This window comes from Psychrobacter sp. FDAARGOS_221, assembly GCF_002313155.2.
Lineage (GTDB): Bacteria > Pseudomonadota > Gammaproteobacteria > Pseudomonadales > Moraxellaceae > Psychrobacter.
In genome coordinates, this window is the sequence record NZ_NWFK02000001.1 from 2,355,207 (window position 1) to 2,378,398 (window position 23,192).

Below are 23,192 nucleotides of genomic sequence, written 5' to 3' on the forward strand. Positions count from 1 at the left end.
GCCATGACCGACGTCAGGATACCACTTCAATCGAGGCTAAACCGCATCTTCAATTCACATTCAATACACAAATCCCGCTAACCGTTATTTGAATCTCCTAATCCCTCTTTGAATCCCCTTTTGAAAAAGGGGGACTTTGGATGGTACAAGATTTTAGCTACGCGGGTTGGCTGTGGCTTTATATGACGTTACTCCCTTCCTTTTTAAAAGGAAGGGCTGGGGATGGATTTGCTAATAGCTATTAACGCGTTTCAGGGAATGGATTAACTAACTTCAATAGTCTCAATTTTTGAGCCAATCACTTAACACCCGATAGCCACAAACCAAAGTCAGTGCAAACAAGGTTGCACCAATGGCACTGACGATGATATTGCCATAGGCATGCCAACTTAAACCATAATAAGCACGTACGCCGAAGATACACAGCGAAATCAGAGCCATGCTTAGCCAAAAGCGCATGCTGGGCGGGTGATAGCGAATCGGATGTACCGGCAGTCGCAAAAAATAAACCGCTATTACCCCTGCGCCAATCACAGTGCTGGCGTGCTGCAATACCTTGTAGATGCCAATGGCGCTGTCATTAACGGGCAGATAAAACAAAGCTCTGTCCAGTGCTAATTGCTGCGTAAAAAAGGCATGTCGATGGGTAAATGCATCCCACAATAAGTGCGAATAAGCGCCGATGATGATCGACAAGCCTACCATTAGCCAATGCCGTTTAAAATACGGCCACCAATCAAACTGTCTCAGTGTAACCAGACGCGCTTGCACCCAATAAGGGCTATTGTCAATCAGCGGACCTTTAATCAGCAGCTGAAATAGTAAACACAGTATTAATCCCAACGGCAAACAAAACCACAAGACGCCCAAAACAGTGTGCCCATACACACTTTGGATTTTCATGGTCAGAAAGTATTCAAAATCTGGGGTTAAGCTACCAACAATTAGTCCCGTCAGTGACAGTGGATAACCAAATAGTTTGGTTTTACGCAACGGCAGTACAATGGCTGGGTGTGAAAAGGTGAAAGGCATAAGATAATAGGTGTGCTGTCAGTTATAGAGTCTTGATATAGGGATAGGAGAGCATCATAGCAATACAAAGTGCTGATGAGTGTGGAAGTAATGTGCAGTTTTGATGGAACTAATAAATAGCAAAGATTGGTCAGCCAATACCACCACCATGACTAAAACTGGATTAAAGTTGCTTTTTTGCCCAGTTTCGACATAAAGTAATGGGTCAGAAAAAAAAGATAGGATTAGCCGTTGAACTTCAGCCATTAAATATTGGCCATTGAATATCAGCTATTGAATTAAAGGCGCTTCATCTCCAATACGTTGACAATGATTGGCAGCGTCAAAACTTTCACCAGGTGACCAAGAGTAATAAAAGATATGTTTAATAAGGCAGTTACATTTTTCTTAACCTTACTGATATCCAGCTCAGTTTATGCGTCATGGCAGTTTGAAAGCGTGAGCCTCAATTACTTTTGGTTGGTGATTGTGCCATTTTTCTTTGTTCACCTGATTACCACTGTGGTGTTATATTTCAAAGGTGAGTATCGATCAGAAAAGGTAGCCTACACTCACTTTTTTATTGCGTTGCTGTTCCCGTTTCTGGGCATCGTGTTTTTATTGTATGAGTTGTTTTTGGACTTTGAAGGCAATCGACCACTGCTCGGTGATTATATCTTTGGATTGGTCGTCTATGGCTTTTTGGAGTTAATCGCTGCGCTGCCGTATGTCATTCACCGTACCCATTCAGACTAGTAGCAGCTTTCAGGCTAGAGTCGTTAAGCTAAAGCCGTTAAGAGAGGTTATGCGGTAGGTTGTGTTGGATATATAGACCATCAGCCCACAGAACGTCGGTGATGGTCTAGCAGTTATTTATTACCTGTTAAACGCTTATATTTAGATAATAAGTCCGCATCAGACTCCACATGATTGGGGTCGTTTGGAATACAGTCGATAGGACAGATTTCGACACATTGTGGTTTATCAAAATGACCAACACACTCGGTGCAAAGGTCAGGATTAATCTCATAGATTTCCTCACCCTCATAAATAGCATCATTCGGGCAAACCGGCTCACACACGTCACAGTTGATACATTCGTCAGTAATCATTAATGCCATTTTACTACTCCCAATTATTGGCGCGCTTGTTGTCAAACGCCTGTTGTACGCAAACGGGCACAAACTTATGCACTTCACCGTTCAGCTTAGCCACTTCACGAATCATGGTAGACGAGATGAAAGAATACTGCGGAGCTGGGGTTAAGAATACCGCTTCAAAGTTGTCATCGAGCTCACGGTTCATGTTGGCTAGCTGAAACTCATATTCAAAGTCAGATGTGGCACGTAAACCACGCAGCACAGCAGTGGCATTTTGCTCGCGCATAAACTCAACCAATAAGCCTTCAAAACCGACCACAGTCACTTGTGGTAAGTCAGCAAAGACGGTCTCAACCAGCTCAACGCGCTCTTCAAAGCTAAACATAGGCTTTTTGTGATGACCGACGGCCACAGCAATGACCACTTCATCAAACAGCTTAACGGCACGCAACACCAAGTCACGATGGCCATTAGTGATAGGGTCAAAGGTACCTGGATAAACAACTTTTGTATGTAGTGTAGAAGATTGTGTCATGATGGTTGGCTTAATATGGATAAGATAAGGAATCAATAGAGCGCCTATCGTATCAAATTTTTGCCCATCAAGTAAGATTATTCGTGTCAGTGAATTGAGGTATTGGCAGCAGGTTATAAAAGGCTAGGGCTGATTCAGGGTATTTGTTATACTAGTTGTTCGACCTGATTGAGCTTAAGTAATGTGATTGAGTATGGATTGTACTTAATCCTACTGCACTTGGCTCAATTCAGGGACACGCACGACAAGCGAACAATGACCCAAGATATCACTATTGATTGTGGCGATAGCTATTCAAAATAAGAAGGCTATTAACACAATATAGTAGGTAAGATAAAACTAGGGTCAGTTGGATTGCTTGCTAATTAAGAGACAATATTATGGCGAAAAAAGCAAAAAAACCGTCTAATCAGATTGCGGTTAACAAAAAAGCACGGCACGAATATTTTATTGAAGAAACATACGAAGCGGGTCTAGAGCTACAGGGCTGGGAAGTAAAAGCCATTCGCGCTGGCAAGATGAGTATCGTCGAGGCTTATGTGGTGTTTCGCAATAATGAGGCCTTTTTATTCGGCGCTCATATTCAACCGTTGATTTCAAGCTCAACACATATTGACCCGGACAGCATTCGTACCCGTAAGCTGCTGCTGCATCGCAAAGAGATTGATACCTTATTTGGTGCGGTCAACCAAAAAGGCTATGCCTGTGTGCCTCTTGAGGTGTATTGGAAAAACTCTTTGGTAAAATGCAAAATCGGCTTAGCCAAAGGTAAAAAGCTACACGATAAGCGCAAAACCATCAAAGACAGAGATTGGGAGCGTGATCAGCAGCGTGGCTTTAAGCAGCATCTATAATTTAGTGATGCGCTTAAGGCGTTGTGCTTAGCCTAAATGCTATTTAAAGTGATAAGAATTTAGCATAAATTAAGCGTAAAAAAGGCAGAACTTAGGTTCTGCCTTTTTTTATGTGTGCCTATTATTAATTAACGCCAATTAACGCATAGTCACGAACTCTTCAGAGCCAGTTGGGTGAATGGCAACCGTGTTGTCAAAGTCTGCTTTGGTTGCGCCCATCTTAATCGCAACTGAGAAGCCTTGGATCATCTCATCAACACCAAAACCGATGCCATGTAAGCCAAGGATTTGTTCTTCTTCGCCCAAGCAAACCAGCTTCATTCTGCATTTTTGACGGTGCTGAGTGACCGCACTATACATAGGCGTAAAGGTTGAGGTGTAGCATTTGATGTTATCCGCACCGTACTCATCAATGGCTTCTTGTTCAGATAGGCCAATGGTACCAATCGGCGGATGGGTGAAGATAACGGTTGGCACTAAGTTATAGTCCAAATGCTCATTAGGCTTATTATTAAATAAACGCTCTGATAAACGGCGGCCAGCAGCGATTGCAACCGGAGTTAAGTCGATGCTGTTTTCGATGATGTCACCGACAGCATAGATACCGTCAACATTAGTGTTTTGGAACTTATCTACTTTGATTTTGCCGTTGTCTGTGGTCTCAACACCGGTCACTTCTAAGTTGATATTATCAGTTTGGGGTGCGCGACCTACGGCCCAGATTAAGCAGTCAACTTCTTTGGTGCTGCCATCATCTAACTGTAGAGTTAGGCTGTCATCAGGGTTTTTATCGACCTGTTGAATGCGGGTATTGGCATGTAAGTTAATGCCTTCTTGCTCAAACACTTCAAGCAATACTTCAACAATGCTGTCATCAAACTGACGCAGTGGGCGATGACGGCGAACATATAAGTCCACTTCTGCACCAAGACCACGTAACACGCCTGCAATTTCTACTGCCACATATCCGGCACCAGCGATGGCCACGCGTTTTGGTAAATGATCTAAAGCAAAGAAGCCATCTGAATCAATACCATACTCAGCGCCTTTCACGTCTGGCAGCGTAGGTCGACCGCCGGTTGCAATTAAGATATGGTCAGCGGTGATGTGCTCGCCATTGACTTCAACTGTATTTTTGTCGACAAACTTGGCAAAGCCATTGATCACTTCAACATTGTTTTTGCCCAGATTGGTCTCATAGGCACGGTGAATATTGCTGATGTATTTTTCGCGGGTTTCTACCAATTTTTTGAAATCAAAGCCTTTGATATCGATGTCAAAACCATAATCGGGTGCGTACTTGTGCATGGCTTCGGCAACTTGTGCGCCGTACCACATCACTTTTTTTGGAACACAGCCTAAGTTGACGCAGGTGCCGCCTAAGTGATTGGCTTCAATAATGGCACATTTTTTGCCATACATGGCTGCGCGATTGATAGAGGCGATACCACCACTACCGCCACCGATTGCGATATAGTCATAATGTTTTGTCATAAATATTTACTGCCTTTTTTATATTGAAATGAATAGTAAGAAAATAAAACCAAAAATAAATTTAAAAATAGAAGTCAAAGACCAAAAGATCTTATGGTTTATTAGGCGTGACTAGTTATGCTGCTAGACACTTATTATTTGTACGCGACTTGTTTGTACATTACCTGTCTGTACACGACATTTATTGTACTAGAGGTTTGAGGTTTATTGTAAAGGATAAGCGGGCAACTGTTTATAGCGATTTGTTTACTATTAACTTAATATTAACCAAAACCATACCGATTGCAGCACCTGTGCTAAACAATCGGGCGGCGACGGTAAAATAACAAACCAGGAATGGATAGGCCCAATACCAGCCCTGAGGTGACAAATAGCGCCTCGAATAAATAGGTCATCATCTGGCTAAATAACGCATCAGAGAAACCAAAATAACCAATTTGCACCATGCTAACCATGGCCTTATAGGCGGGAATACCTGGCATCATACAGATCACACTGGGTGAGATTAACGCTTTTGGCGGTAAGGTATATTTTTTGGAAAAATAAACTCCGATAAAGCTGGCGACCATCGCCCCGCAAAAACTGGCAATGACCAAGTGCACCTCTTGTTGTACCAAAAAGCTTTTTAAACCAAAGCCAAATGCAGTCATTAATAAGCAAGGTAAAATGTAGCGCTGAGGCACAGTGAACATCAGTGTCCAGCCTAGCGTAATGATGCTGGATAACAGCATGGTTTGAAGTAGCCACATATCCCACATATTAAAACCCCCAGTGCTGAATTCGTAACAAGACCAGCGCAATCACAATGCCCACGCAAGCAGATAAAGTTAACATATAGGTGAATACCGCGCGGCCGATACCAATATTGATATAGCCTTTTAATATATCGGATAAAGAGTTAATCAGCGGAAAGCTGGGCACCAACAGCAACACACTGGAGGCCACCGCAATATCTGCATTATTACCAATATCAAAGTAGTAGCTCGTAGCGCCAATCAATGAGGCGATAAAGGCAGTGACAATCACTGTAATAAACGGATTAAAGTGATGCTTGGATAAAAAGATTCGGCTCAACATGGCCACTGCACCAGCGACAAAGGTCACAGCTGCGATAGACAGGCTGCCGCCATTAAGATAAGCAAAGGTAGCACAGGATAAGCCAACAAAGATGCCAACCAGCCAAGCCGGATAGACGGTTTTATCCAAGCTATCAAACGCACAGCTGATGTCTTCGATCAGTGCTTGCCGGCTGCTAAGTTCGGCAGCAACGCTAGTAGGCTCAGAGGCAGACACATCCTCAGTTTTGCTAACGATTTGTTGGATTTGTACCAACAGATTGACATTAATGCTTTGGTTGATGGTATCACGCGTGGTAGTGATGCAGCGCTCATTGACAATAGTGGTTAAGGTCAGCGCATTAAAGCCCAAAGCACATTCGACGCTATTAACGCCCAACGCATTCCCTAAGCGTTTTGATAAGTCGACCACTACCGCAGACTCAGCGCCATACTGCATCAATAATAATCCGCAGCGCACACAAAGACGGGTAATGCGTTGCTGTTGGGCGTAATTAATATAACTCATGGGCGCTCACACCATTGATTGTTTGCTTTGACATGGTTTTAGTTTTAACAGCTTTTAGGCTTAAATAACAGGGCTTTAATAAATAGCGATACAGCGCTAACTAGGCTGCTTAAAAAAGCCATCTTCTGTGATGAAGATGGCTTATTTTATACGTTGTTGATGATTAATTGGTGACTATTAATAGGTTAGGTGACAGTTATTATCTGTCTGGTATTATCTGTCTTGCTGTCGACCCCACCAAGACACCGCAGAAACCAGTACCGCACCCAATATCATTAGGCCTAAAGTCACCGCCCATTGAGCGCCGCCTGGATAGTGCCAAGGTGCGACGTTATGAATGGCCTCACTGTTTAATGTGCCTAGTGCATCTACTTTCCAAGGCCAAACCTTTACCAACGAGCCGGCGATAAAGCCAGTCAATAGCGCCAGTGTGCCTTGGTAATAACGTGATAACAGCCACTTAAGCGCATGGGTAAATAATAATAAGCCTGTGCCCATACCGGCCGCTAAGGTAATGATAACGCTTAAGTTAAAGTCATGCACTGCTTCTAAAACGCTATCATAAACACCCAATAACAATAGAATAAACGATCCTGAGATACCAGGTAATATCATGGCACAAATGGCAATCGCACCAGAAAAGAAGATATAAGGCAGGCTTGGCTCAGTGATCATTAATGGCAGACTACTGATACCCACTGCGGCGATGATACCGACAATAAATAGCACAGCACGTGACAGATTCCAGCGCTTAATCTCAGCCAATAATATCAACACAGTGGCGACTACCAGACCGAAGAAAAACGACCAAATCAGTAACGGTTGGTTGTCTAATAAATGCTTAATTATCCCCGCCAAAGTGGCGAAACTGGTGACAATACCCAACAGTAATGCCAGTAAGAATGTCGCATCAACATAGCGCCAAACCGCAACCAATCCTTTAATACCGCCTTGCTGACGATAGACAGACCATAAGTTGGGTCCAATACTGCCTAAAGCATTAATCAAGCGCTCATATACCCCAGCAATCAGAGCAATCGTACCGCCGGAGACACCGGGCACAATGTCTGCAGCGCCCATTGCCATGCCTTTCACATAGATGGCACCCAGCTGTTTGGGGCTATCTGTGCGACTGGGAACTTGCGGGGCTGATGACTGGGTCTGATCAGGACGAGTAGGTTTTTGGGGTTGTGGTGCCGACATCGACATTCCTTTCAAGATAAATAATCAGGGGCTAAAAAAAGTTGTATTCATAAACAGCGTAACGCTTAATGTAATGCTATAAGCCAGCATTTTAACAGGGGCTTATCGATATCGGCAATCATCGTATGTGTTTTACGCACAAAATTCATTAATATCATTGCTCAGATTTGGTTGCATGTAAGGTTAGCGCTTCACGCTGTGAGAAAAACTCAGGGTTTTGCAGGTCTTTTGAAGCCGCTTGTTTATAGGCTTTTGATTTAAATAGCATACTGGAAGTTAATATCTTTGGCGTAGAGGGATGATAGCGATTAGAGACTTCAACCTTATTGTAATCAGGCGCGACAGGGCGACTAAATGGGTAATCTTGATGGGTATGAATGGCGAAGAAATAATCGTCTCCATCGAGCATATAAATATAATAGTTGGGCTTAACATCGGGTGCGTATTGCGGGTCATAACGTTCTTCAATAGAGTGTCCAAGCCCTGCCTCTAAGTCATTAATGAACTGCTTCATGGTGGCGTATTTCGCGCCCGGCAATTGATAGGTATATTGCTGTTGTTGAGGGGTGGCGATAAATACGGTCAGATTTTTTTGATTGGTATCTTGCAGTGGGTAATGGCCTGTTTTTTTGTGATAGGCTTCAATTAAGTCAACCCAGTATTTGAGTTGTTGCAGTCGCACAATATCGGCATCTGCTTGAAAGCCTTTGTATGCTGCTAGCATCTCGGGTGAGTAGATGTCAGAGAGAGCCGGTCGGTCTTGGTGTTGACTGGCTGTGAGTGAGTGGTTTGTTGAGTTGGCAACACTGGGCGTATGGATGCCGATGATTCCGGCTATTAACAGTGCGAAGGGCTTTGTTACAAATTTCAATCGTTGGCGATTTATTGAGCTGCTCATGGTTGAGTCCTTTCTGATGGTTAGCAGTTAGCTTGGTTAAGTATTAACTTTTGGGGTGTCCTTATTTATTTGGCTTTTGCTCTTTGTGTTGTTTAATTACTTATAAGCTGCTGTTGATTATAAATTACTTATAATCGCTTTGATGCGCTAGTGGCATCTAAATGTTGAAAACAAAGATGGCGCGCTATTAAAGCTATTTTAACCCATCTGGACAATAAAAAAGGCTATCCTATCAAGAATAGCCTTTCTAAAAATAATTAAACGCACTATTGGCAAGCCATCAGCAAAATAAATAACCATTAGCGCATAAATCGCTTGAGCACGCTTAGTATTTAATCACGAACTCTTCAGTAGGATTACGCACTTTCGCCATTGGTGCAATCCAGTCGCGCTCTGGGTCAGCCACGCCGACATAGATTAAAGCGATGCTCTTAAGCCCTTGTTTGTCTAGCTCTAATACCTCATCAACTAGGTCGGTGCTAAAGCCTTCGGCAGGGCAGCTATCCACTCGTAACTCAGCCGCTTGCGCCAAAGCAAAGCCCATCGCAATGTAGGCTTGACGAGCGATATGCTCAAAGTTTTGTTGCGTGGTTTGATTATCGAAAATCTCTTTTAGCTTATCCGTATAGCTGCTAAAGCGACCTTGTGGCAGACCACGCTTTTCGGTGGTCATGTCATACACTTCATCTACTTTTTGGTCGCTATAATCTTTCCAGCCAGCGAAGATGAGTACATGCGAGCACTCTCTCATGCAATCTGGGTTTAATGCGCCTTCAACTAATTTATCTTTGATGTCTTGGCTTTCAACGACTAGCAATCTAAAAGGCTGTAGCCCTGATGAGGTCGGTGCCAGTCTTGCTGCTTCAATGATTTTATCGATGTTTTCTTGGCTGACTTTTTTGGTTGGGTCAAATGCTTTTACCGCATGACGCCAGTTAAAATCTTCTAGTAATGACATGGTTGCCCTTATTTTTTGATTGAGTTCTATATTGTTTATGCAGATTATGCAAAAGCGTGTGGACTTCACACAGTGCATTAATGAGGATGACGCTTTGTTTTGCAATATAAGGGCTTTGATAATTAACGAACGATTACAAACTCATTGCAGGAGCAGTATGATGTTGGGCTTTATAATCGTTTAAGCGCTCGCGTGGCATCCGCAAACGCTACTTTTGCATCTTCAATTTCACCAGCTACATTGATAAATACATGGGGCATCGTTTCGTAGATATTTAACTCCGTATCGACACCAGCTTCTTTTAGTTTGCCTGCGTATTCAATGCCTTCATCACGAAGCGGATCAAAACCTGCGACCATAACAACGGCTGACGCAACACCTTTTACATCACCAAATAAAGGAGATGCCATAGGGTCAGTTCTATCCGTCTTGTCCCCTAAATAATGATCCGTGTACCAACGCATTTTTGCGCGCTCTAAGAAAAACCCAGAAGCAAACAGCTCATAAGACTGACGTTCCTGACTCATATCAACCCAAGGTACCCACAATAATTGTAGCTTAGGCGAATAATCATCTTCTTTGGTTTGTTGAGCAACCACAGCAGCTAAGTTGGCGCCAGCACTATCACCACCGACGGCAAGACGCGACGCATCGACACCGAACTTTTTAGCATGGCTTGCAATATAGCGATAAGCGGTTAATCCATCATTCACCGGTGTGGGGAAGGGGTATTCAGGCGCCAGACGGTAATCGACTGAAATGACTGTGCACTCGCTGTCCTGAGCTAGGTGCTGACAGACCTGATCGTGCGATGCGAGCGAGCCACCAACATAGCCACCACCATGATAAAACACTAGGGCTGGCTGATTGTTATGTGGTGCATTGCGATGACGGTAACGACGCAGACGGATAGAATCACCGCCTGATACGTCAAGTTTAAACTCGTCTGTGATGATGTCATCTATTGCAGGCTGCGCTAGCCAAGAGCCTTGCTCATCGAACTCTGCCCGAGTCTCTGCCACACTGGCCAAATAATTGGGCGGCGGACTAAATAACTTGAGTAGCATCTGTAGTGATACATCGAAGGTTTGCCCATCAATCTTAATTGGCTGACCTGCAATCTTTTGTTTAATGGGTGTGGGAAGGCGAATAATGCGTTTAACAATATTCTTTTGCACTTTAAAGGCAAGCTTTTGTAAGGCTGGGTTTTGTAAAGCTTTCACAATAGATATCCTTATCTTGAATGTTTAGTGGTAGATTGTTTTAATTAAATCATACATTTGTGATTGATAATAGTGAGAAGAAAGCTTGCCAAACATTTAAACCATCGCAACTTGGGAGACAACTATACTTGGAGGACAACTATGCCAATCGGAATTTTAACCCTAACTTTTTCACTGCCCGGTTGTGGTTCGCTGAAAGAAAAGCGGATGCGGATGGGCGGATTGCATGAACGCTTTGGGCGCAATCCTGCCGTTGCTGTTTGTGAAAGCGGGGAGCGCAATCGCCATGATGCGAGTGAATGGACGTTTGTGGTGGTTGGGTTAAATAAGCGTGAGATTGAATCAGAAATGAGCCAGATTGAAGACAAGATTCAGCGTGTGGTTGAAGCGCGGATTATGGACGTAAGGTGGGAGTTTATCTAGGGGGTAAAATTTATTGTGGATTTGTTGGGTCTCGTACCTCGACGCCAACCTACACCAATTTTTAGAGAAAAATGTCATATTTGTAGGTTGGTGTGGAACTTATGACACCCAACTATGTTACGTAATAAATGCAAAACTCTAACTACCCCAATCGATTGGAAGTAAGCCTTGAGTGACAAATCTATGGAAAGATGAGTATTGCCAGTCTCTAACAGCATCAACATGACCATGCTTAACAGGGTTCATGTGAATATAGTTAATACGAGCAATATAGTCAGCTTCATCACGAATGCAGTGTTCCCAAAACCGACGTTGCCAAATACCACGTTCTTTTTTAGTATGTCGACTTTTTGAAATGGGCTCTGTTTTAGCGATGCGGTATGAAAAATAATATTTTATAAGTTTTATGCGTTTAGAGAAGTCTGAATCATTATTTGGTAGAGTGCATAACAGATGTAAATGATCAGGCAATATAACGATGGCATCAATATGAAAAGGGTGCTTTTGCTTGACTGTTTTGAAGGCTTCTCGAAGTATGGCGACCTCTTTAATTAATAAGTCGCTCGACCTATCAGCAAGGTTGATTGTAAAAAAGTAGCTTGCCCCTTCTTTATAATACCGTCTATATTGCATGATATTCTATAAATAAGGGTTGGGGGTTGATACTACGTGGTTTTATTAGGTGTCGCAAGTACCGAGTAACCTACGAACTCTTCTTCAAAAACTCAGCCACTATCTTGAAGCACTTGTATATAAGGCTATGCATAGCAGTCTGTATTTCTGCTACAAGCAATCAGCATCATAGGCAAGACTATTAATATGTAGAGTCCAAGCCCTAAACCCTCACCAAGCATACGAATAGGAGATTCTTTGATATTTTCTGGGACTGAATATTCTGTAATAGTAATGGGATAGCTGTGATAAGTTTGTATTGCATTTTTCGCAACGTTTGTCGCTGCATAGACATCACCTTTCAATTCTATTGCAAAACGCTCGCTGCCATCTGGTAAACAGACACTCTGGGCACATTTCCTTAGATTCAAATATTGTTGTTGCTGCGCAGGTGTTAGCTGGTTAGGATTGGGGACAGTGATTGAGAGTTTGGTCACTGCCTGACTTGGATCAGAGTTATGAAAGATCTCAGAATCGGTTATATCTACTTGATAAACCTCTCTTAAGGATGAAGATAATAAGGTGATGACATCATGTAGTTGCGGATTTTTATCAGGTGGGAATATGTAATGGTAAGTATCGCCTAATACCAATAAAGTATCTTTCTTTTCAGTTATCATAAACGCACGAATCGTATCCTGCACGGTTCTTTTTTTCCCCTGATAACGCATCTGACTCAGACTCGTAGGTCTCGTTGATTGACAGCCCGTTATCATCAATGAAGAGGCTACTGTAAAGGTCAAAAACTTACGTCTGTTCATAGTTCCTATCCTGAAACTGCGAGTCAATCTCCAGTTTACTATTAATGATTAGGCTTTACTCAGTGGTTATATTCATCAATATATTCTATAAAAAAAATTAAAAGATAGGCAAGGTTTTTGACACATTAAACAGCTGTAAAGTCAGGGTTTATCCAAAGATGGTTGGTTTATACTCTGGTCAGATTGAAGACAAGATTCAGCGTGTGGTTGAGGCGCGGATTATGGATGTAAGACGCGAGTTTATTTAAGGCGATAGCCCTCTCTTGAGAGTAAGAAGGGTGCGAACAAACCTACTTTAATAGATTTTCAAGTTGCTTGTGATACTTGATGTTGGAATTATACTTTGCAGATTCCATCCATTTTTTTCTATTACTTGCTATTGATTCTGGTGAAATATCTTCGTATCCAGATTCTATGCCACAACAAGGACAAATTTCAAACAGTGGGTACTTCCCATCGTCACCCCAAGGTGTAAAATCCTCATTGGTGTAACCACATACTCTACAGCTATTTATTTGTTGATATTGCATTAAGTCGCCTTGATTCAGTCACATTTTTTACAATATTCGTTCGGAGGACCAATGCTTGATACCTCTCTATGACAAAACTGAGTTGATGACAAAGTCATTAAAAGATTCCGATAATTATGCCTAATACAACACACCCCATATAAAAGTACCACCTAAATGTTCGATTATTGAATTTATGCTTTAGTTTAATCAAAAAAGAAGACTGGACATTCTGACTTTGAGTTAAGTTAGAATGTTGTTTTTCCAAATCTTTAATTGTAAACAATACTTCAGCAGTAGGCTGTGAATAATAAAGCTTATAGTAATCTACTTTAGCACCGACCACTAACAGATCTGACCCTTTATATTTAGATAAATCGTATTGAAACACTGTATCTTCATAACTGTCTTGAATGTACGCCTTTGCTAAAGTGTCATCTATCTCAATAATAACGCCATCACTTCTGTCAGGGCCCATGTGCATCTCGATAATCAGATAATCAATTAAAAAAGGGCGGAATTTGCAAGCGCCACAGCCTACGAATCCTTCTTCAAAAACTCAACCAAAGCCGGCACATTCTCCCTCGCACTGCGCCCAGCACCGATAATAGTCGCTGAAGCAGGGCTGACCCAATCGCCATAGCCGAATAACCATAAGCGAGGCTCTTTTAGCGACTGCCCCTGTTCGGTTAGAACTTTGCCATCCTCTTCAATCACGTCCAAAGGCGCCAAATGTTCAAGCTCAGGGTTAAAGCCGGTACACCAAATAATCGCATCAACTGATTCCTCTGATCCATCTGGCCAAACCACACCTTGTTCAGTCAAACGCTCAAACATAGGCTGAGTAATAAGCAGGCCTTTATCTCGTGCTGCTTTAACTGGTGGCATCATCACGATATCGCCTTTGGGCGCTTGCTTATCGTTATCTTCATTTTGAGTATCGGCATTGCCATCGTTTTTGACACGTTTCGTAGCCCTTTCAAATAAGACGCGACCATCAACATCATCGGGCAAAAATTGTGGCGGCGTGCGTGTCACCCAGCTGGCATCGGTCACTAGCACCAATTCTGCGAAGATTTGCGCGCCAGAGTTGCCGGCACCAACCACCAAGACACGTTTGCCTTTATACGCATCTGGACCAGCATAATGAGCGGAGTGAGTCTGTTCGCCTTCGAATGTCTGTCGTCCTTCAATCTCTGGAATATAAGGATTACTCCAAATACCGGTTGCGCTAACGACTGCTCGAGCAAGCCACGTAAACTTGCCATCGCTAACACGTAAGCAATTGTTTTCCTCATCTCGCTCTACGCTTTGAACGTCATAGGGGCGGTTGAGCTATGCTGAAAAAACCGTAGACAAAAACTTGGTAAACTAAGGAAGACAAATAGGAGTTTACCATGACAAAGAAAGCTAAAAGATACAGTGAAGAATTTAAAGCAGAAGCAGTTAAAGCAATAGAGAATAATGGTGGCAATGTTAGTGCTACAGCTAGGCGGTTAGGGCTGCCAATGCAGACACTGGCTAACTGGCAACGAAAAGCCAATCAAGGCATGCTCAAGGGTACTAAGCAATACGATCCAGAGCTTGTTTCAGCCCTTGAAGAAATGAAGCGTTTAAAGCGTGAACTAAAAATAGCACAAGAAGAACGAGAGATACTAAAAAAGGCCACGGCGTACTTTGCGAAACACGGTCAGTAAGGTACGCCTTTATTGACCATCACAAATATGAATTTAGCATTACCAGCATGTGTAAAACCCTTGATATTAAACCATCAAGCTACTATGACTGGACCAAGCGTAATATCAGTGCTCAGCAAATACATCGTAACCGCTGTGAGCTGCTTGTAAAAGCTGCGCATAGTGAGACTAAAGAGCGATATGGTTATCAGCGTCTGCATGCACATTTAAGTGAGCATGGACATGAGATTAGCAAGTACATGGTGCGTAGTATCAAGGAAGAACATGACATCAAATGTAGACGTCATAAACGCTTTAAAGTGACAACGGACTCAGACCATAACAAGCGAGTCTATCCTAATTTTCTTAAACAACAGTTTGGCGTTAACCGTCCTAATTGTGCTTGGGTCAGTGATATAACCTATATTTGGACAGATGAGGGCTGGCTTTATTTAGCAGGCGTCAAAGACTTATATACCAAAGAATTGGTTGGCTACGCTATCGATAAACGCATGAAAGCAGATTTAGTCTGTAGAGCCTTAAATAAAGCAATCAAGGATAAACGACCTAGCCAAGGGCTTATTGTACATTCAGATAGAGGCAGCCAGTATTGCAGCGAAGATTATCGCAAAATGATCAGTAAATACGGTTTTAAAGGATCTATGAGTGCGAAAGGTAACTGTTATGACAATGCGCCAATAGAGAGCTTCTGGGGCGTTTTAAAGAATGAGCTGATATATCATCATAATTACAAAACTCGATTTGAAGCAATCAACAGTATCATAAAATATATCGAGTTAGATTACAATCAAGTCAGGATTCAGCAGAGTTTAGGTATGAGATCGCCAAGACAAGTTTGGATGGATTTCTATCGTCAAGCTGCCTGATCAAAATCTCCCAAGTTTAGGTGTACGGATTTGACGGCAGGGGTCAGATTACTCCCGTTTTAACAATTGATTTATTAGTTAAAACTTTATTAGGATTATATACTGAACAAATAGTACAGTTACTAGTTCTTAAATTAATTCTATGGATTCTTTGTTTTTCGAACTTAATATAGAAGTTACCTTTGACAACTTCTAAAGGTAATATTTTTTCTTTTCTAGCTAAGTTTAATAATAAGCCATCATAAAAATCTAGCTTTTTACCAATAGTTTTTAGTTTTTGTGTATACTTTTCAACTAAATATGTAAAAACCTCTATTCCATCCTCAACTGTCAAATCTAAGAACTCTTCTTCTTTTACTTGAATCTCAGACTGTATTATAGCGTAACTCTCATACTCGTAAGTTTTAGATTTGTTATTCCAAGCATGACATTTAGCCCAATTAAAGGCTAAGTTCTTGGTATCACTATTTAATCCTTTGACAAAAAAATAAACACCATCCCCTAACCATTCGCCATCTCCTAGAGACGGTTTAAAATTAGAATTTAAAATCAACTCTGCAGAAGCGGAGTTAGTACCATGATGTCCTATTAATAAAACCATAGAATTAGAAAATACCATTGAGTTTAATTTAACAAGACTGTTATATAACTAGTCTATGGTACATTATATCTTAATAAGATACGATGTACTATGACAGTGAAAAGTTCATTAATTTAATTTTTGATAGAGTGTTAGACTTCACGCAAGTTTTCCCACAAAGAAGGCCATCCCAAACAGGACGGCCTTTTTCTTATTCAAAAAATCAAAAGCAATTTAAGATACTTTCTATACTGATATATTCATACTCAGCCCATGTGTTCAGGTGTGTTTTTCGTATGCAATATATGCTCTATCTGTCCACCGAATACCTTAATTTTTTGTTTTTTGGAATTTTTCTGAAAAAGTGAGTAATGCTTTTTCAATAACTTCATCCATAGCGTAATAGCGGTACTCAGCTAGCCTACCGATAAAGGTAACATTAGACTCCTTTTTTGATTCATCCGTATATAAATCTCTAAGCAACAGGTTTCTTTCATCAAGCACTGGGTAGTAAGGATCGTTTTCACCTTGAATGTAGGCCATTGGATATTCTTCATGTATTGAGGTTCCAAAGTGCTCTTGTCCGGTCATTTTCTTATACTCAGTAATGCGAGTGTAGTCGTAATTATTAGGATAGTTTATAACTGCAGAAGACTGAAAAGATTCTTTTTTGAAGAACTTGCGAACAAACTTTAAAGATCTATACTCCAATTTTCCATGTTTAAAGTTGTAGAAGTAGTCAATAGGTCCTGTATAAATTAAATGGTCAAAATGAATAGAATCAAGTATATCTTTATAGTCAGCATTTAGCAGAACATGTATATTTTTACTCTTCAGCATCTTTTTAAACATCTGAGTATAACCGTTCTTAGGAAGTCCTTGGTATTTAGCAGTCTGGTATCTGTTTTCACGGTCTATCCGAACAGGAACTCTTTTAACAGTATCAGGGTGCAACTCTCTTGGATGCTTTCCCCATTGCTTTATGGTGTAGTTTTTAAAAAAGGTCTCATACAGATATTCGCCAACTTGATTAATAATAGCCTCTTCGGCATTTTTAGGGTTATCTGTAAACTTGTTGCTATCTAACCACTCTGCAAACTCATCAGAGCTTAAGTTTTTATTATGCAAGGAGTTGTAAGTGTCAAGGTTTATTGGAAAAGGGACCTCCATTCCATTTATGGAAGCTTTCACTTTGTGTTCATAGTTATGCCATTCGGTAAAATTCTCTAAATACTCCCAAACGTATTTTTCATTAGTTCGGAAAAAATGCGGTCCGTATGTATGTATTAAAACTCCATCGTTGTCATATTGGTCATGAAGATTTCCTCCAATATGATTTCTTTTTTCAACAACTAAAACTTTTTGATTGTTAATATTTGCAATTCTTTCAGCTAATACTAATCCTGCTGGACCCGCACCAACGATACAAAAGTCATATCTCATAATGTCATATTACTCTATAGAGTTATCTTCTTTAAAAATGGAATGTGTTCTGAATGTTACGCGTTATAATAGATTTTAACTGCAGGAAAAAGCTATCCTATTTATAAGCTCATAGCTTCTATCATGGCTTTATTCACAGAGTTTACGTTAAACTTTTTTCTGCTAATTTGCGAGATTTTTTACTCATCTTTAAGATAAGTATTTGGTTTGATATAAAACGTTCCATTGCAACAGCTAATTCTTGTTCAGATTTAACAGATGTATTACCTAAACCAGTAATTAGAGCAAATCTATTTGGTACACATGCTAGTTTAGCAGCTAAAGATCCGTATATAACAGGTTTAATTGTATAGCTCAAAACATGACTAAGTTTAATATTTTTGATATTGAAGTATAGAGCAATGAAAGCTTCAGCATCTTTTGATGGGTTAGTTGCTGTATGTTGCATAGGAATATTCTGAATAATATAACCTGATTTTTCATTTCTTTGAGTTCTTAAAGATGGTTAGAGAATTCAGGAGCTGCTATGTGTATCTCAAAGCCTTTATTGTGTATTGCTTGAATTAAAACTGCACGGTATTTCATGGTTGAATCAGGAGATATAGCAATTATTAGAAATATCACAGTATCCTTGTCAGTAATGTTGTAAAAACGACTATTACTAAAAACAACTTTTTATATTTAGGAGGAGTCAATATATAAAACTATATAACTTAAGTGATATATATATGCCTATATCAATGAACATTGTCTTTATTCGTGCTAATCAACAATTACTTTCGACATTTTAAAACTAACAAATAACAAAAAAGTAAAGAATGCATTGATCAATAGCAAGGGGTATGGTGAGTAGAGGACTGCTATTGAGAGAAAAAAGCAAATAGCAGAGAATGAGTAAATGATTAAAATAGTTTTCTTCACGCTAAATCCTATTTTCCTCAGTCTTAGGGCTAAATGATCGGGGCTTCCCATCATTGGATTAAGCCCTTTCTTTATCCTAATAATAACGACAAACAAAAGATCGAAAAGCATGACAGATACGGGGAGCAGGTAAGAGATATTTTCATGTACCGTTGTAGCTTGTTGGAAAAGGACAAGAACAAGAACAGCTATCAGTCCACCTAATAAAGTGCTACCTGCATCTCCCATAAATATGGAGGCAGGGTTGAAGTTAAATATGAGAAAAGATAACAAACTGATTAGAGTGCAAATGCTGATTAAAATATAAAAAACATATTCACTATTAAGAAATATTAAACAGTTTAAAATAGCAAAAAAAGAAACCCCTGCGGCAAGCCCATCCATAATATCTAAGAGATTTATGGCATTTATGCAAGCTACACAGAAGATAATGGATATCGCAAAATCTAATATAAAAAAACCTGAAATATTAAGTGGCGAGATAAATAGCAGTAGTAAGCTCACCAGAAATGTTTGAATTAAGAGTCTACTAAGGGCTTTGAGGTTAAAACGATCATCTAATATACCTAATAAAAAGATGCCGGATAGAAAAACCATAACAGCTATATTTTGATTATCTAAGTTGTATTGGAAGGTCAGTGCGACCCCTATAACTGTAGATATGACAATACCTAGACCACCTGTAGATGGTATCGGCTTCACATGACTTTTCAGCTTCTCATCGGGATAATCCATTAAACACAAAAAATGACCTGCTTTTTTTGCGAGAAATATTGAAAAAATTCCTATAAGAAAAAGTATTAAAATAATTTTTATAAAAACCTCTTCTATCGACTTTGATAGTGATACACTAAAAACTAATGGGGTTTTCTATGAAAGTAGATCAACTATTTCTTGATGATTAACGACCCAATACTTTTAAGTTTTGATACTTCATCCTAGCTTAAGACCACTATTATTATATAAGCAATGTTTGATATAGGCGATAAAGAAAAAACACTTTGATACTCTGTGCTATTATTTTGTATTATACCTAAGTACTATGTACAGCAAAGAAGTCACGCATTTAGTTTGCATAATTTGACATTACATTCAATGACTTTTATTTAAAGTATTTTAAGCTGTTATACGACGCAAAAAAGGCCATCCCAAACAGGACGGCCTTTTTCTCATTTAAATCATATTGAAAATTTACGACGCTTTATCAAGCATTGGCTTTAAGAACTGACCCGTAAACGACTCTTTGGTATTCGCTACATCTTCTGGCGTACCTTCAGCGATAATCATGCCACCATTTTTACCACCTTCAGGACCCAAGTCCACAATCCAGTCCGCGGTCTTAATCACATCCAAGTTATGCTCAATCACCACAATAGTGTTGCCCTTATCACGTAAGGTATGCAGGATATTAAGTAGCTTATAAATATCGTGGAAATGCAGACCAGTGGTCGGCTCATCCAAGATATATAGCGTCTGACCGGTATCACGCTTGGCTAGCTCACGTGCCAGCTTCACACGCTGAGCTTCACCACCCGATAACGTCGGTGCAGACTGACCTAGGCGAATGTAGCTTAAGCCCACATCCATCAACGCTTGCAGGCGACGATGAATCGGCGGAATGGCAGAGAAGAACTCAGTGGCATCCTCAACCGTCATGTCGAGTACATCGGCAATGCTCTTGCCTTTGTAGTGAATCTCAAGCGTCTCACGGTTGTAGCGCTTACCATGACAGCTGTCACAAGGCACGTACATGTCTGGTAAGAAGTGCATCTCAACCTTGATCAGACCATCGCCCTGACAGGTCTCACAGCGACCGCCTTTAACGTTAAAGCTGAAGCGACCGGCTTTATAACCACGCGCTTTGGCTTCCTCGGTTTGTGAGAACAAGTCACGAATCGGGGTAAACACGCCAGTATAAGTGGCTGGGTTCGAGCGTGGGGTACGGCCAATTGGGCTTTGGTCGATATCAACCATTTTGTCTAAGTACTCAAGACCGGTAATGCTGTCATACTTATCGGCGATAAGGGTTGACGCATTATTGAGCTGAGTCGCTGCCAATGGCATTAAGGTGCGGTTAATCAAGGTTGACTTACCCGAGCCTGACACCCCAGTAATACAAGTAAAGGTGCCAATCGGCAGGGTCAAATCGACATTCTTTAAGTTGTTGCCGGTAGCGCCTTTTAGCTCAATTTGCATTGGCACAATCTTTTTGGCCTTGGGCTTTTTGTTCTTAGCCGCTTTGGCTGCCGCCGCTGCCTTGGCTTTACCCATTGGCATGATGCGTTCTCTTTCCGGCGGGTTATTTAAGTCAATGGTTTTGGCCTTATGACGGGTCTTTGGAATGGCGATTTCTCTTTTGCCAGACAGATATTGGCCAGTCAATGACTCTTCAACCTTCATAATGTCTTTCATCGTGCCTTGCGCAATCACATGACCGCCATGCACACCAGCGCCAACACCGATATCAATCACGTGATCGGCTTGGCGAATCGCATCTTCATCGTGCTCAACTACTAACACCGTATTACCCAAGTCACGTAGGCGAGTTAGGGTCTGAAGTAGACGGTCATTATCACGCTGATGCAGACCAATTGACGGCTCATCTAATACGTACATCACGCCCATTAAGCCGGCACCAATTTGGCTGGCTAGACGAATACGCTGCGCCTCACCACCTGATAGGGTTTCGGCAGAGCGCGCTAGGTTTAGATAATCGAGACCGACGCTAACTAGGAAGTTTAAGCGCTCATTAATCTCTTTAAAGATCTTGTCACTGATTTCACCTTTGGCGCCGCCCATGTGTAGATGCGCATAATATTCAGCCGCATCACCAATCGACATCTGCACAATATCAGCAATGCCTTTGCCATCAACACGCACGTTACGTGCAATCTCGTTTAGACGCGCGCCATCACAGACGTTACAGGTGGTATCGGCTAAGTACTTGGCCAACTCATCACGCACATAGTTGCTTTGCGTCTTGGCATAGCGGCGCTCAAGATAAGGCAAGATACCTTCAAATGGGGTAGTCTTTTTGGTTTTACGACCGCGCTCATCGGTAAAGTTAAATAAGATTTTCTCTTTACCCGAACCATTTAAAATAATGTCTTTGTGGGTTTTGCTTAAATCCTGCCAAGGCGCATCCATATCGATATCGAAGTGATTGGCAACCGTGGTTAGCAGGCCAAAGTAATAAGCATGACGCTTATCCCAGCCGTTAATCGCGCCTTGATTGAGCGACTTTTCAGGATTGGTAATCAGCTTCTCAGCAGAGAAGTATTGACGTTTGCCCAGGCCGTCACAAGCCGGACAGGCACCGTAAGGGTTGTTAAAACTAAACAGACGCGGCTCAAGCTCAGACACTGCACGATCACAGATTGGGCATGAGTGCTTGGCTGACAGTATTTGATCATCGCTGTCTTTGTTAGACGCATCCGGATTTGGATTACCATCCATATAATGCAAAATAGCCAAGTCACTGCCTAAGCGTAGGGCAGTTTCCAAACTTTCGGCAACGCGGTTACCTAAGTCATCACGTACTTTGAAACGGTCAACCACCACTTCAATGGTGTGTTTTTTGTTCTTCTCAAGCGCTGGCAATTCGTCCATATCATAGACATTACCATCGACACGCACGCGCACAAAACCTTGGCCAACCAGCTGCTCTAGCAGCACCACATGCTCACCTTTGCGATCACGAATCACAGGCGCCAAAATCATCAGTTTAGTGCCTTCTGGCAACGCCATGATTTCATCAACCATTTCAGTGATGGTCTGTGCCACCATCGGCTCGTTATGTACCGGACAAAATGGGGTACCAACGCGCGCATACAGCAGGCGTAGATAGTCATAAATCTCGGTAATGGTACCCACTGTCGAGCGCGGGTTGTGGTTGGTCGATTTTTGTTCAATGGCAATCGCAGGGGATAAGCCTTCGATGCTATCGACTTCGGGCTTATCCATTTGTGATAAAAACTGACGCGCGTACGCCGATAAGCTTTCGACATAACGACGCTGCCCTTCGGCGTATAGGGTGTCAAACGCTAGTGATGACTTACCTGACCCTGACAGTCCGGTAATCACCACAAACTTGTCACGGGGAATGTCGATGTCGATGTTTTTTAAATTATGCGTGCGTGCGCCGCGGATTTTAATGTGCTCGTGTGCCATATATAGTACAAAACCTATGTGATCGGATTCAAAAATTAATTAGAATTATTGTGTTAGATAGTCTATTAATGGGTCTTATTGGCGCATAGTTCAAGGGTTAGGTCTGGGTCAATAATGGCTTCACCAGTCACCTTTAACCAATCGATTGTTGGTGCTTGCCACTGTTATAGCCACTATTAAAACTGTTAAAGCCGCTATTAAATAAGTCATGCTGGCCTAAGTGGTTGTGTTAGTTATTGAATAAATTGATACCCAAGCGGCAATGTTCGCCCATAGAGACGATGAATCTA

23 protein-coding genes and 1 pseudogene are annotated in these 23,192 nt (G+C 41.4%); 4 read left to right on the forward strand and 20 right to left on the reverse strand.

The window, feature by feature from the left end:
• Positions 1–282: 282 nt before the first annotated feature.
• Positions 283–1,032, reverse strand: a complete 750-nt coding sequence (locus tag A6J60_RS09890) for a DUF4184 family protein (protein ID WP_096065843.1) — start codon at positions 1,030–1,032, stop codon at positions 283–285.
• 360 nt (positions 1,033–1,392) lie between these two features.
• Here A6J60_RS09890 and A6J60_RS09900 point away from each other — a divergent pair, with 360 nt between their 5' ends.
• On the forward strand, positions 1,393–1,767 hold the full coding sequence (locus A6J60_RS09900) for a hypothetical protein (RefSeq protein WP_096065845.1): 375 nt from the start codon (positions 1,393–1,395) through the stop codon (positions 1,765–1,767).
• Between the two features lie 113 nt (positions 1,768–1,880).
• On the opposite strand, the gene A6J60_RS09905 is transcribed toward A6J60_RS09900, so the two are convergent.
• Together A6J60_RS09905 and coaD are read right to left on the reverse strand one after the other, a co-directional pair.
• Positions 1,881–2,132, reverse strand: a complete 252-nt coding sequence (locus A6J60_RS09905; protein WP_096065846.1) for a YfhL family 4Fe-4S dicluster ferredoxin — start codon at positions 2,130–2,132, stop codon at positions 1,881–1,883.
• A gap of 4 nt (positions 2,133–2,136) precedes the next feature.
• A complete protein-coding gene (gene coaD, locus A6J60_RS09910) occupies positions 2,137–2,646 on the reverse strand; it encodes a pantetheine-phosphate adenylyltransferase (protein ID WP_096066552.1) in 510 nt (169 codons plus the stop codon).
• 380 nt (positions 2,647–3,026) lie between these two features.
• On the opposite strand from coaD, the gene smpB reads away from it, so the two are divergent.
• Complete coding sequence (smpB, locus tag A6J60_RS09915; protein ID WP_096065847.1) at positions 3,027–3,500, forward strand: SsrA-binding protein SmpB; 474 nt, start codon at positions 3,027–3,029, stop codon at positions 3,498–3,500.
• Between the two features lie 138 nt (positions 3,501–3,638).
• Here smpB and gorA read toward each other — a convergent pair whose 3' ends face one another.
• The 7 genes from gorA to A6J60_RS09950 all read right to left on the reverse strand — a co-directional run bounded on the left by gorA (position 3,639) and on the right by A6J60_RS09950 (position 10,860).
• Positions 3,639–4,994 carry a glutathione-disulfide reductase gene (gene gorA / locus A6J60_RS09920; RefSeq protein WP_096065848.1) on the reverse strand — a complete coding sequence of 452 codons (1,356 nt, stop codon included), beginning with the start codon at positions 4,992–4,994 and terminating at the stop codon, positions 3,639–3,641.
• Positions 4,995–5,290: 296 nt separating this feature from the next.
• On the reverse strand, positions 5,291–5,743 hold the full coding sequence (locus tag A6J60_RS09925) for a threonine/serine exporter family protein (protein WP_096066553.1): 453 nt from the start codon (positions 5,741–5,743) through the stop codon (positions 5,291–5,293).
• A gap of 10 nt (positions 5,744–5,753) precedes the next feature.
• Positions 5,754–6,578, reverse strand: coding sequence for a threonine/serine ThrE exporter family protein (locus tag A6J60_RS09930; protein ID WP_096065849.1), 825 nt, complete (start codon positions 6,576–6,578; stop codon positions 5,754–5,756).
• A gap of 213 nt (positions 6,579–6,791) precedes the next feature.
• Positions 6,792–7,781, reverse strand: coding sequence for a DUF368 domain-containing protein (locus A6J60_RS09935; protein ID WP_096065850.1), 990 nt, complete (start codon positions 7,779–7,781; stop codon positions 6,792–6,794).
• Between the two features lie 154 nt (positions 7,782–7,935).
• Positions 7,936–8,679 (reverse strand): hypothetical protein, encoded by a 744-nt coding sequence (locus A6J60_RS09940; protein ID WP_096065851.1) that lies wholly within the window; start codon positions 8,677–8,679, stop codon positions 7,936–7,938.
• 325 nt (positions 8,680–9,004) lie between these two features.
• On the reverse strand, positions 9,005–9,637 hold the full coding sequence (locus A6J60_RS09945; protein ID WP_096065852.1) for an NAD(P)H-dependent oxidoreductase: 633 nt from the start codon (positions 9,635–9,637) through the stop codon (positions 9,005–9,007).
• 170 nt (positions 9,638–9,807) lie between these two features.
• Complete coding sequence (locus A6J60_RS09950; protein ID WP_096065853.1) at positions 9,808–10,860, reverse strand: alpha/beta hydrolase; 1,053 nt, start codon at positions 10,858–10,860, stop codon at positions 9,808–9,810.
• Between the two features lie 141 nt (positions 10,861–11,001).
• Here A6J60_RS09950 and A6J60_RS09955 point away from each other — a divergent pair, with 141 nt between their 5' ends.
• On the forward strand, positions 11,002–11,283 hold the full coding sequence (locus A6J60_RS09955) for a DUF503 domain-containing protein (RefSeq protein WP_096065854.1): 282 nt from the start codon (positions 11,002–11,004) through the stop codon (positions 11,281–11,283).
• A 138-nt stretch (positions 11,284–11,421) separates the two neighbouring features.
• Here the strand turns inward: A6J60_RS09955 and A6J60_RS09960 are convergent, their stop codons facing one another.
• From A6J60_RS09960 to A6J60_RS09985, 5 genes and pseudogenes are all read right to left on the reverse strand, one after another.
• Entirely contained in the window at positions 11,422–11,916 is a 495-nt protein-coding gene (locus A6J60_RS09960; RefSeq protein WP_096065855.1) for an REP-associated tyrosine transposase, read from the reverse strand.
• 125 nt (positions 11,917–12,041) lie between these two features.
• Entirely contained in the window at positions 12,042–12,716 is a 675-nt protein-coding gene (locus A6J60_RS09965) for a hypothetical protein (protein WP_096065856.1), read from the reverse strand.
• 290 nt (positions 12,717–13,006) lie between these two features.
• Positions 13,007–13,246: a hypothetical protein gene (locus A6J60_RS09975; protein WP_096065857.1), complete on the reverse strand. Its 240-nt coding sequence runs from the start codon at positions 13,244–13,246 to the stop codon at positions 13,007–13,009.
• Positions 13,247–13,343: 97 nt separating this feature from the next.
• A complete protein-coding gene (locus A6J60_RS09980) occupies positions 13,344–13,703 on the reverse strand; it encodes a hypothetical protein (protein ID WP_096065858.1) in 360 nt (119 codons plus the stop codon).
• A gap of 59 nt (positions 13,704–13,762) precedes the next feature.
• Positions 13,763–14,536, reverse strand: a pseudogene (locus A6J60_RS09985) (NAD(P)-binding domain-containing protein); the annotation flags it as partial.
• A gap of 86 nt (positions 14,537–14,622) precedes the next feature.
• Between A6J60_RS09985 and A6J60_RS09990 the strand changes: the two are divergent.
• Positions 14,623–15,788 (forward strand): IS3 family transposase gene (locus A6J60_RS09990; RefSeq protein ID WP_096064200.1). Its coding sequence is split into 2 segments (ribosomal slippage): positions 14,623–14,881 and positions 14,881–15,788, totalling 1,167 coding nucleotides; the frame shifts between segments, so codons are not numbered across the junction.
• 43 nt (positions 15,789–15,831) lie between these two features.
• On the opposite strand, the gene A6J60_RS09995 is transcribed toward A6J60_RS09990, so the two are convergent.
• The 5 genes from A6J60_RS09995 to uvrA all read right to left on the reverse strand — a co-directional run bounded on the left by A6J60_RS09995 (position 15,832) and on the right by uvrA (position 22,902).
• A complete protein-coding gene (locus tag A6J60_RS09995) occupies positions 15,832–16,389 on the reverse strand; it encodes a hypothetical protein (protein WP_096065859.1) in 558 nt (185 codons plus the stop codon).
• 309 nt (positions 16,390–16,698) lie between these two features.
• Entirely contained in the window at positions 16,699–17,811 is a 1,113-nt protein-coding gene (glf, locus tag A6J60_RS10000) for a UDP-galactopyranose mutase (protein ID WP_096065860.1), read from the reverse strand.
• Positions 17,812–17,953: 142 nt separating this feature from the next.
• Positions 17,954–18,259: a hypothetical protein gene (locus A6J60_RS10005; protein WP_096065861.1), complete on the reverse strand. Its 306-nt coding sequence runs from the start codon at positions 18,257–18,259 to the stop codon at positions 17,954–17,956.
• Between the two features lie 314 nt (positions 18,260–18,573).
• Positions 18,574–19,467, reverse strand: a complete 894-nt coding sequence (locus tag A6J60_RS10010) for an MraY family glycosyltransferase (RefSeq protein ID WP_096065862.1) — start codon at positions 19,465–19,467, stop codon at positions 18,574–18,576.
• Positions 19,468–19,923: 456 nt separating this feature from the next.
• A complete protein-coding gene (gene uvrA / locus A6J60_RS10015) occupies positions 19,924–22,902 on the reverse strand; it encodes an excinuclease ABC subunit UvrA (protein ID WP_096065863.1) in 2,979 nt (992 codons plus the stop codon).
• Positions 22,903–23,192 lie beyond the last annotated feature (290 nt).

Bases quoted from the DNA above. Each gene is read 5' to 3' on its own strand.
- uvrA (WP_096065863.1), bottom strand. From the start codon at position 22,902: ATGGCACACGAGCACATTAAAATCCGCGGCGCACGCACGCATAATTTA.
- A6J60_RS09940 (WP_096065851.1), bottom strand. From the start codon at position 8,679: ATGAGCAGCTCAATAAATCGCCAACGATTGAAATTTGTAACAAAGCCC.
- smpB (WP_096065847.1), top strand. From the start codon at position 3,027: ATGGCGAAAAAAGCAAAAAAACCGTCTAATCAGATTGCGGTTAACAAA.
- A6J60_RS09945 (WP_096065852.1), bottom strand. From the start codon at position 9,637: ATGTCATTACTAGAAGATTTTAACTGGCGTCATGCGGTAAAAGCATTT.
- A6J60_RS09955 (WP_096065854.1), top strand. From the start codon at position 11,002: ATGCCAATCGGAATTTTAACCCTAACTTTTTCACTGCCCGGTTGTGGT.
- A6J60_RS09975 (WP_096065857.1), bottom strand. From the start codon at position 13,246: ATGCAATATCAACAAATAAATAGCTGTAGAGTATGTGGTTACACCAAT.
- A6J60_RS10010 (WP_096065862.1), bottom strand. From the start codon at position 19,467: ATGGATTATCCCGATGAGAAGCTGAAAAGTCATGTGAAGCCGATACCA.
- A6J60_RS09925 (WP_096066553.1), bottom strand. From the start codon at position 5,743: ATGTGGCTACTTCAAACCATGCTGTTATCCAGCATCATTACGCTAGGC.
- A6J60_RS09905 (WP_096065846.1), bottom strand. From the start codon at position 2,132: ATGGCATTAATGATTACTGACGAATGTATCAACTGTGACGTGTGTGAG.
- A6J60_RS09930 (WP_096065849.1), bottom strand. From the start codon at position 6,578: ATGAGTTATATTAATTACGCCCAACAGCAACGCATTACCCGTCTTTGT.
- A6J60_RS09935 (WP_096065850.1), bottom strand. From the start codon at position 7,781: ATGTCGGCACCACAACCCCAAAAACCTACTCGTCCTGATCAGACCCAG.
- A6J60_RS09995 (WP_096065859.1), bottom strand. From the start codon at position 16,389: ATGGTTTTATTAATAGGACATCATGGTACTAACTCCGCTTCTGCAGAG.
- A6J60_RS09960 (WP_096065855.1), bottom strand. From the start codon at position 11,916: ATGCAATATAGACGGTATTATAAAGAAGGGGCAAGCTACTTTTTTACA.
- gorA (WP_096065848.1), bottom strand. From the start codon at position 4,994: ATGACAAAACATTATGACTATATCGCAATCGGTGGCGGTAGTGGTGGT.
- A6J60_RS09900 (WP_096065845.1), top strand. From the start codon at position 1,393: ATGTTTAATAAGGCAGTTACATTTTTCTTAACCTTACTGATATCCAGC.
- A6J60_RS09965 (WP_096065856.1), bottom strand. From the start codon at position 12,716: ATGAACAGACGTAAGTTTTTGACCTTTACAGTAGCCTCTTCATTGATG.
- glf (WP_096065860.1), bottom strand. From the start codon at position 17,811: ATGAGATATGACTTTTGTATCGTTGGTGCGGGTCCAGCAGGATTAGTA.
- A6J60_RS09890 (WP_096065843.1), bottom strand. From the start codon at position 1,032: ATGCCTTTCACCTTTTCACACCCAGCCATTGTACTGCCGTTGCGTAAA.
- A6J60_RS10005 (WP_096065861.1), bottom strand. From the start codon at position 18,259: ATGCAACATACAGCAACTAACCCATCAAAAGATGCTGAAGCTTTCATT.
- coaD (WP_096066552.1), bottom strand. From the start codon at position 2,646: ATGACACAATCTTCTACACTACATACAAAAGTTGTTTATCCAGGTACC.
- A6J60_RS09980 (WP_096065858.1), bottom strand. From the start codon at position 13,703: ATGGGCCCTGACAGAAGTGATGGCGTTATTATTGAGATAGATGACACT.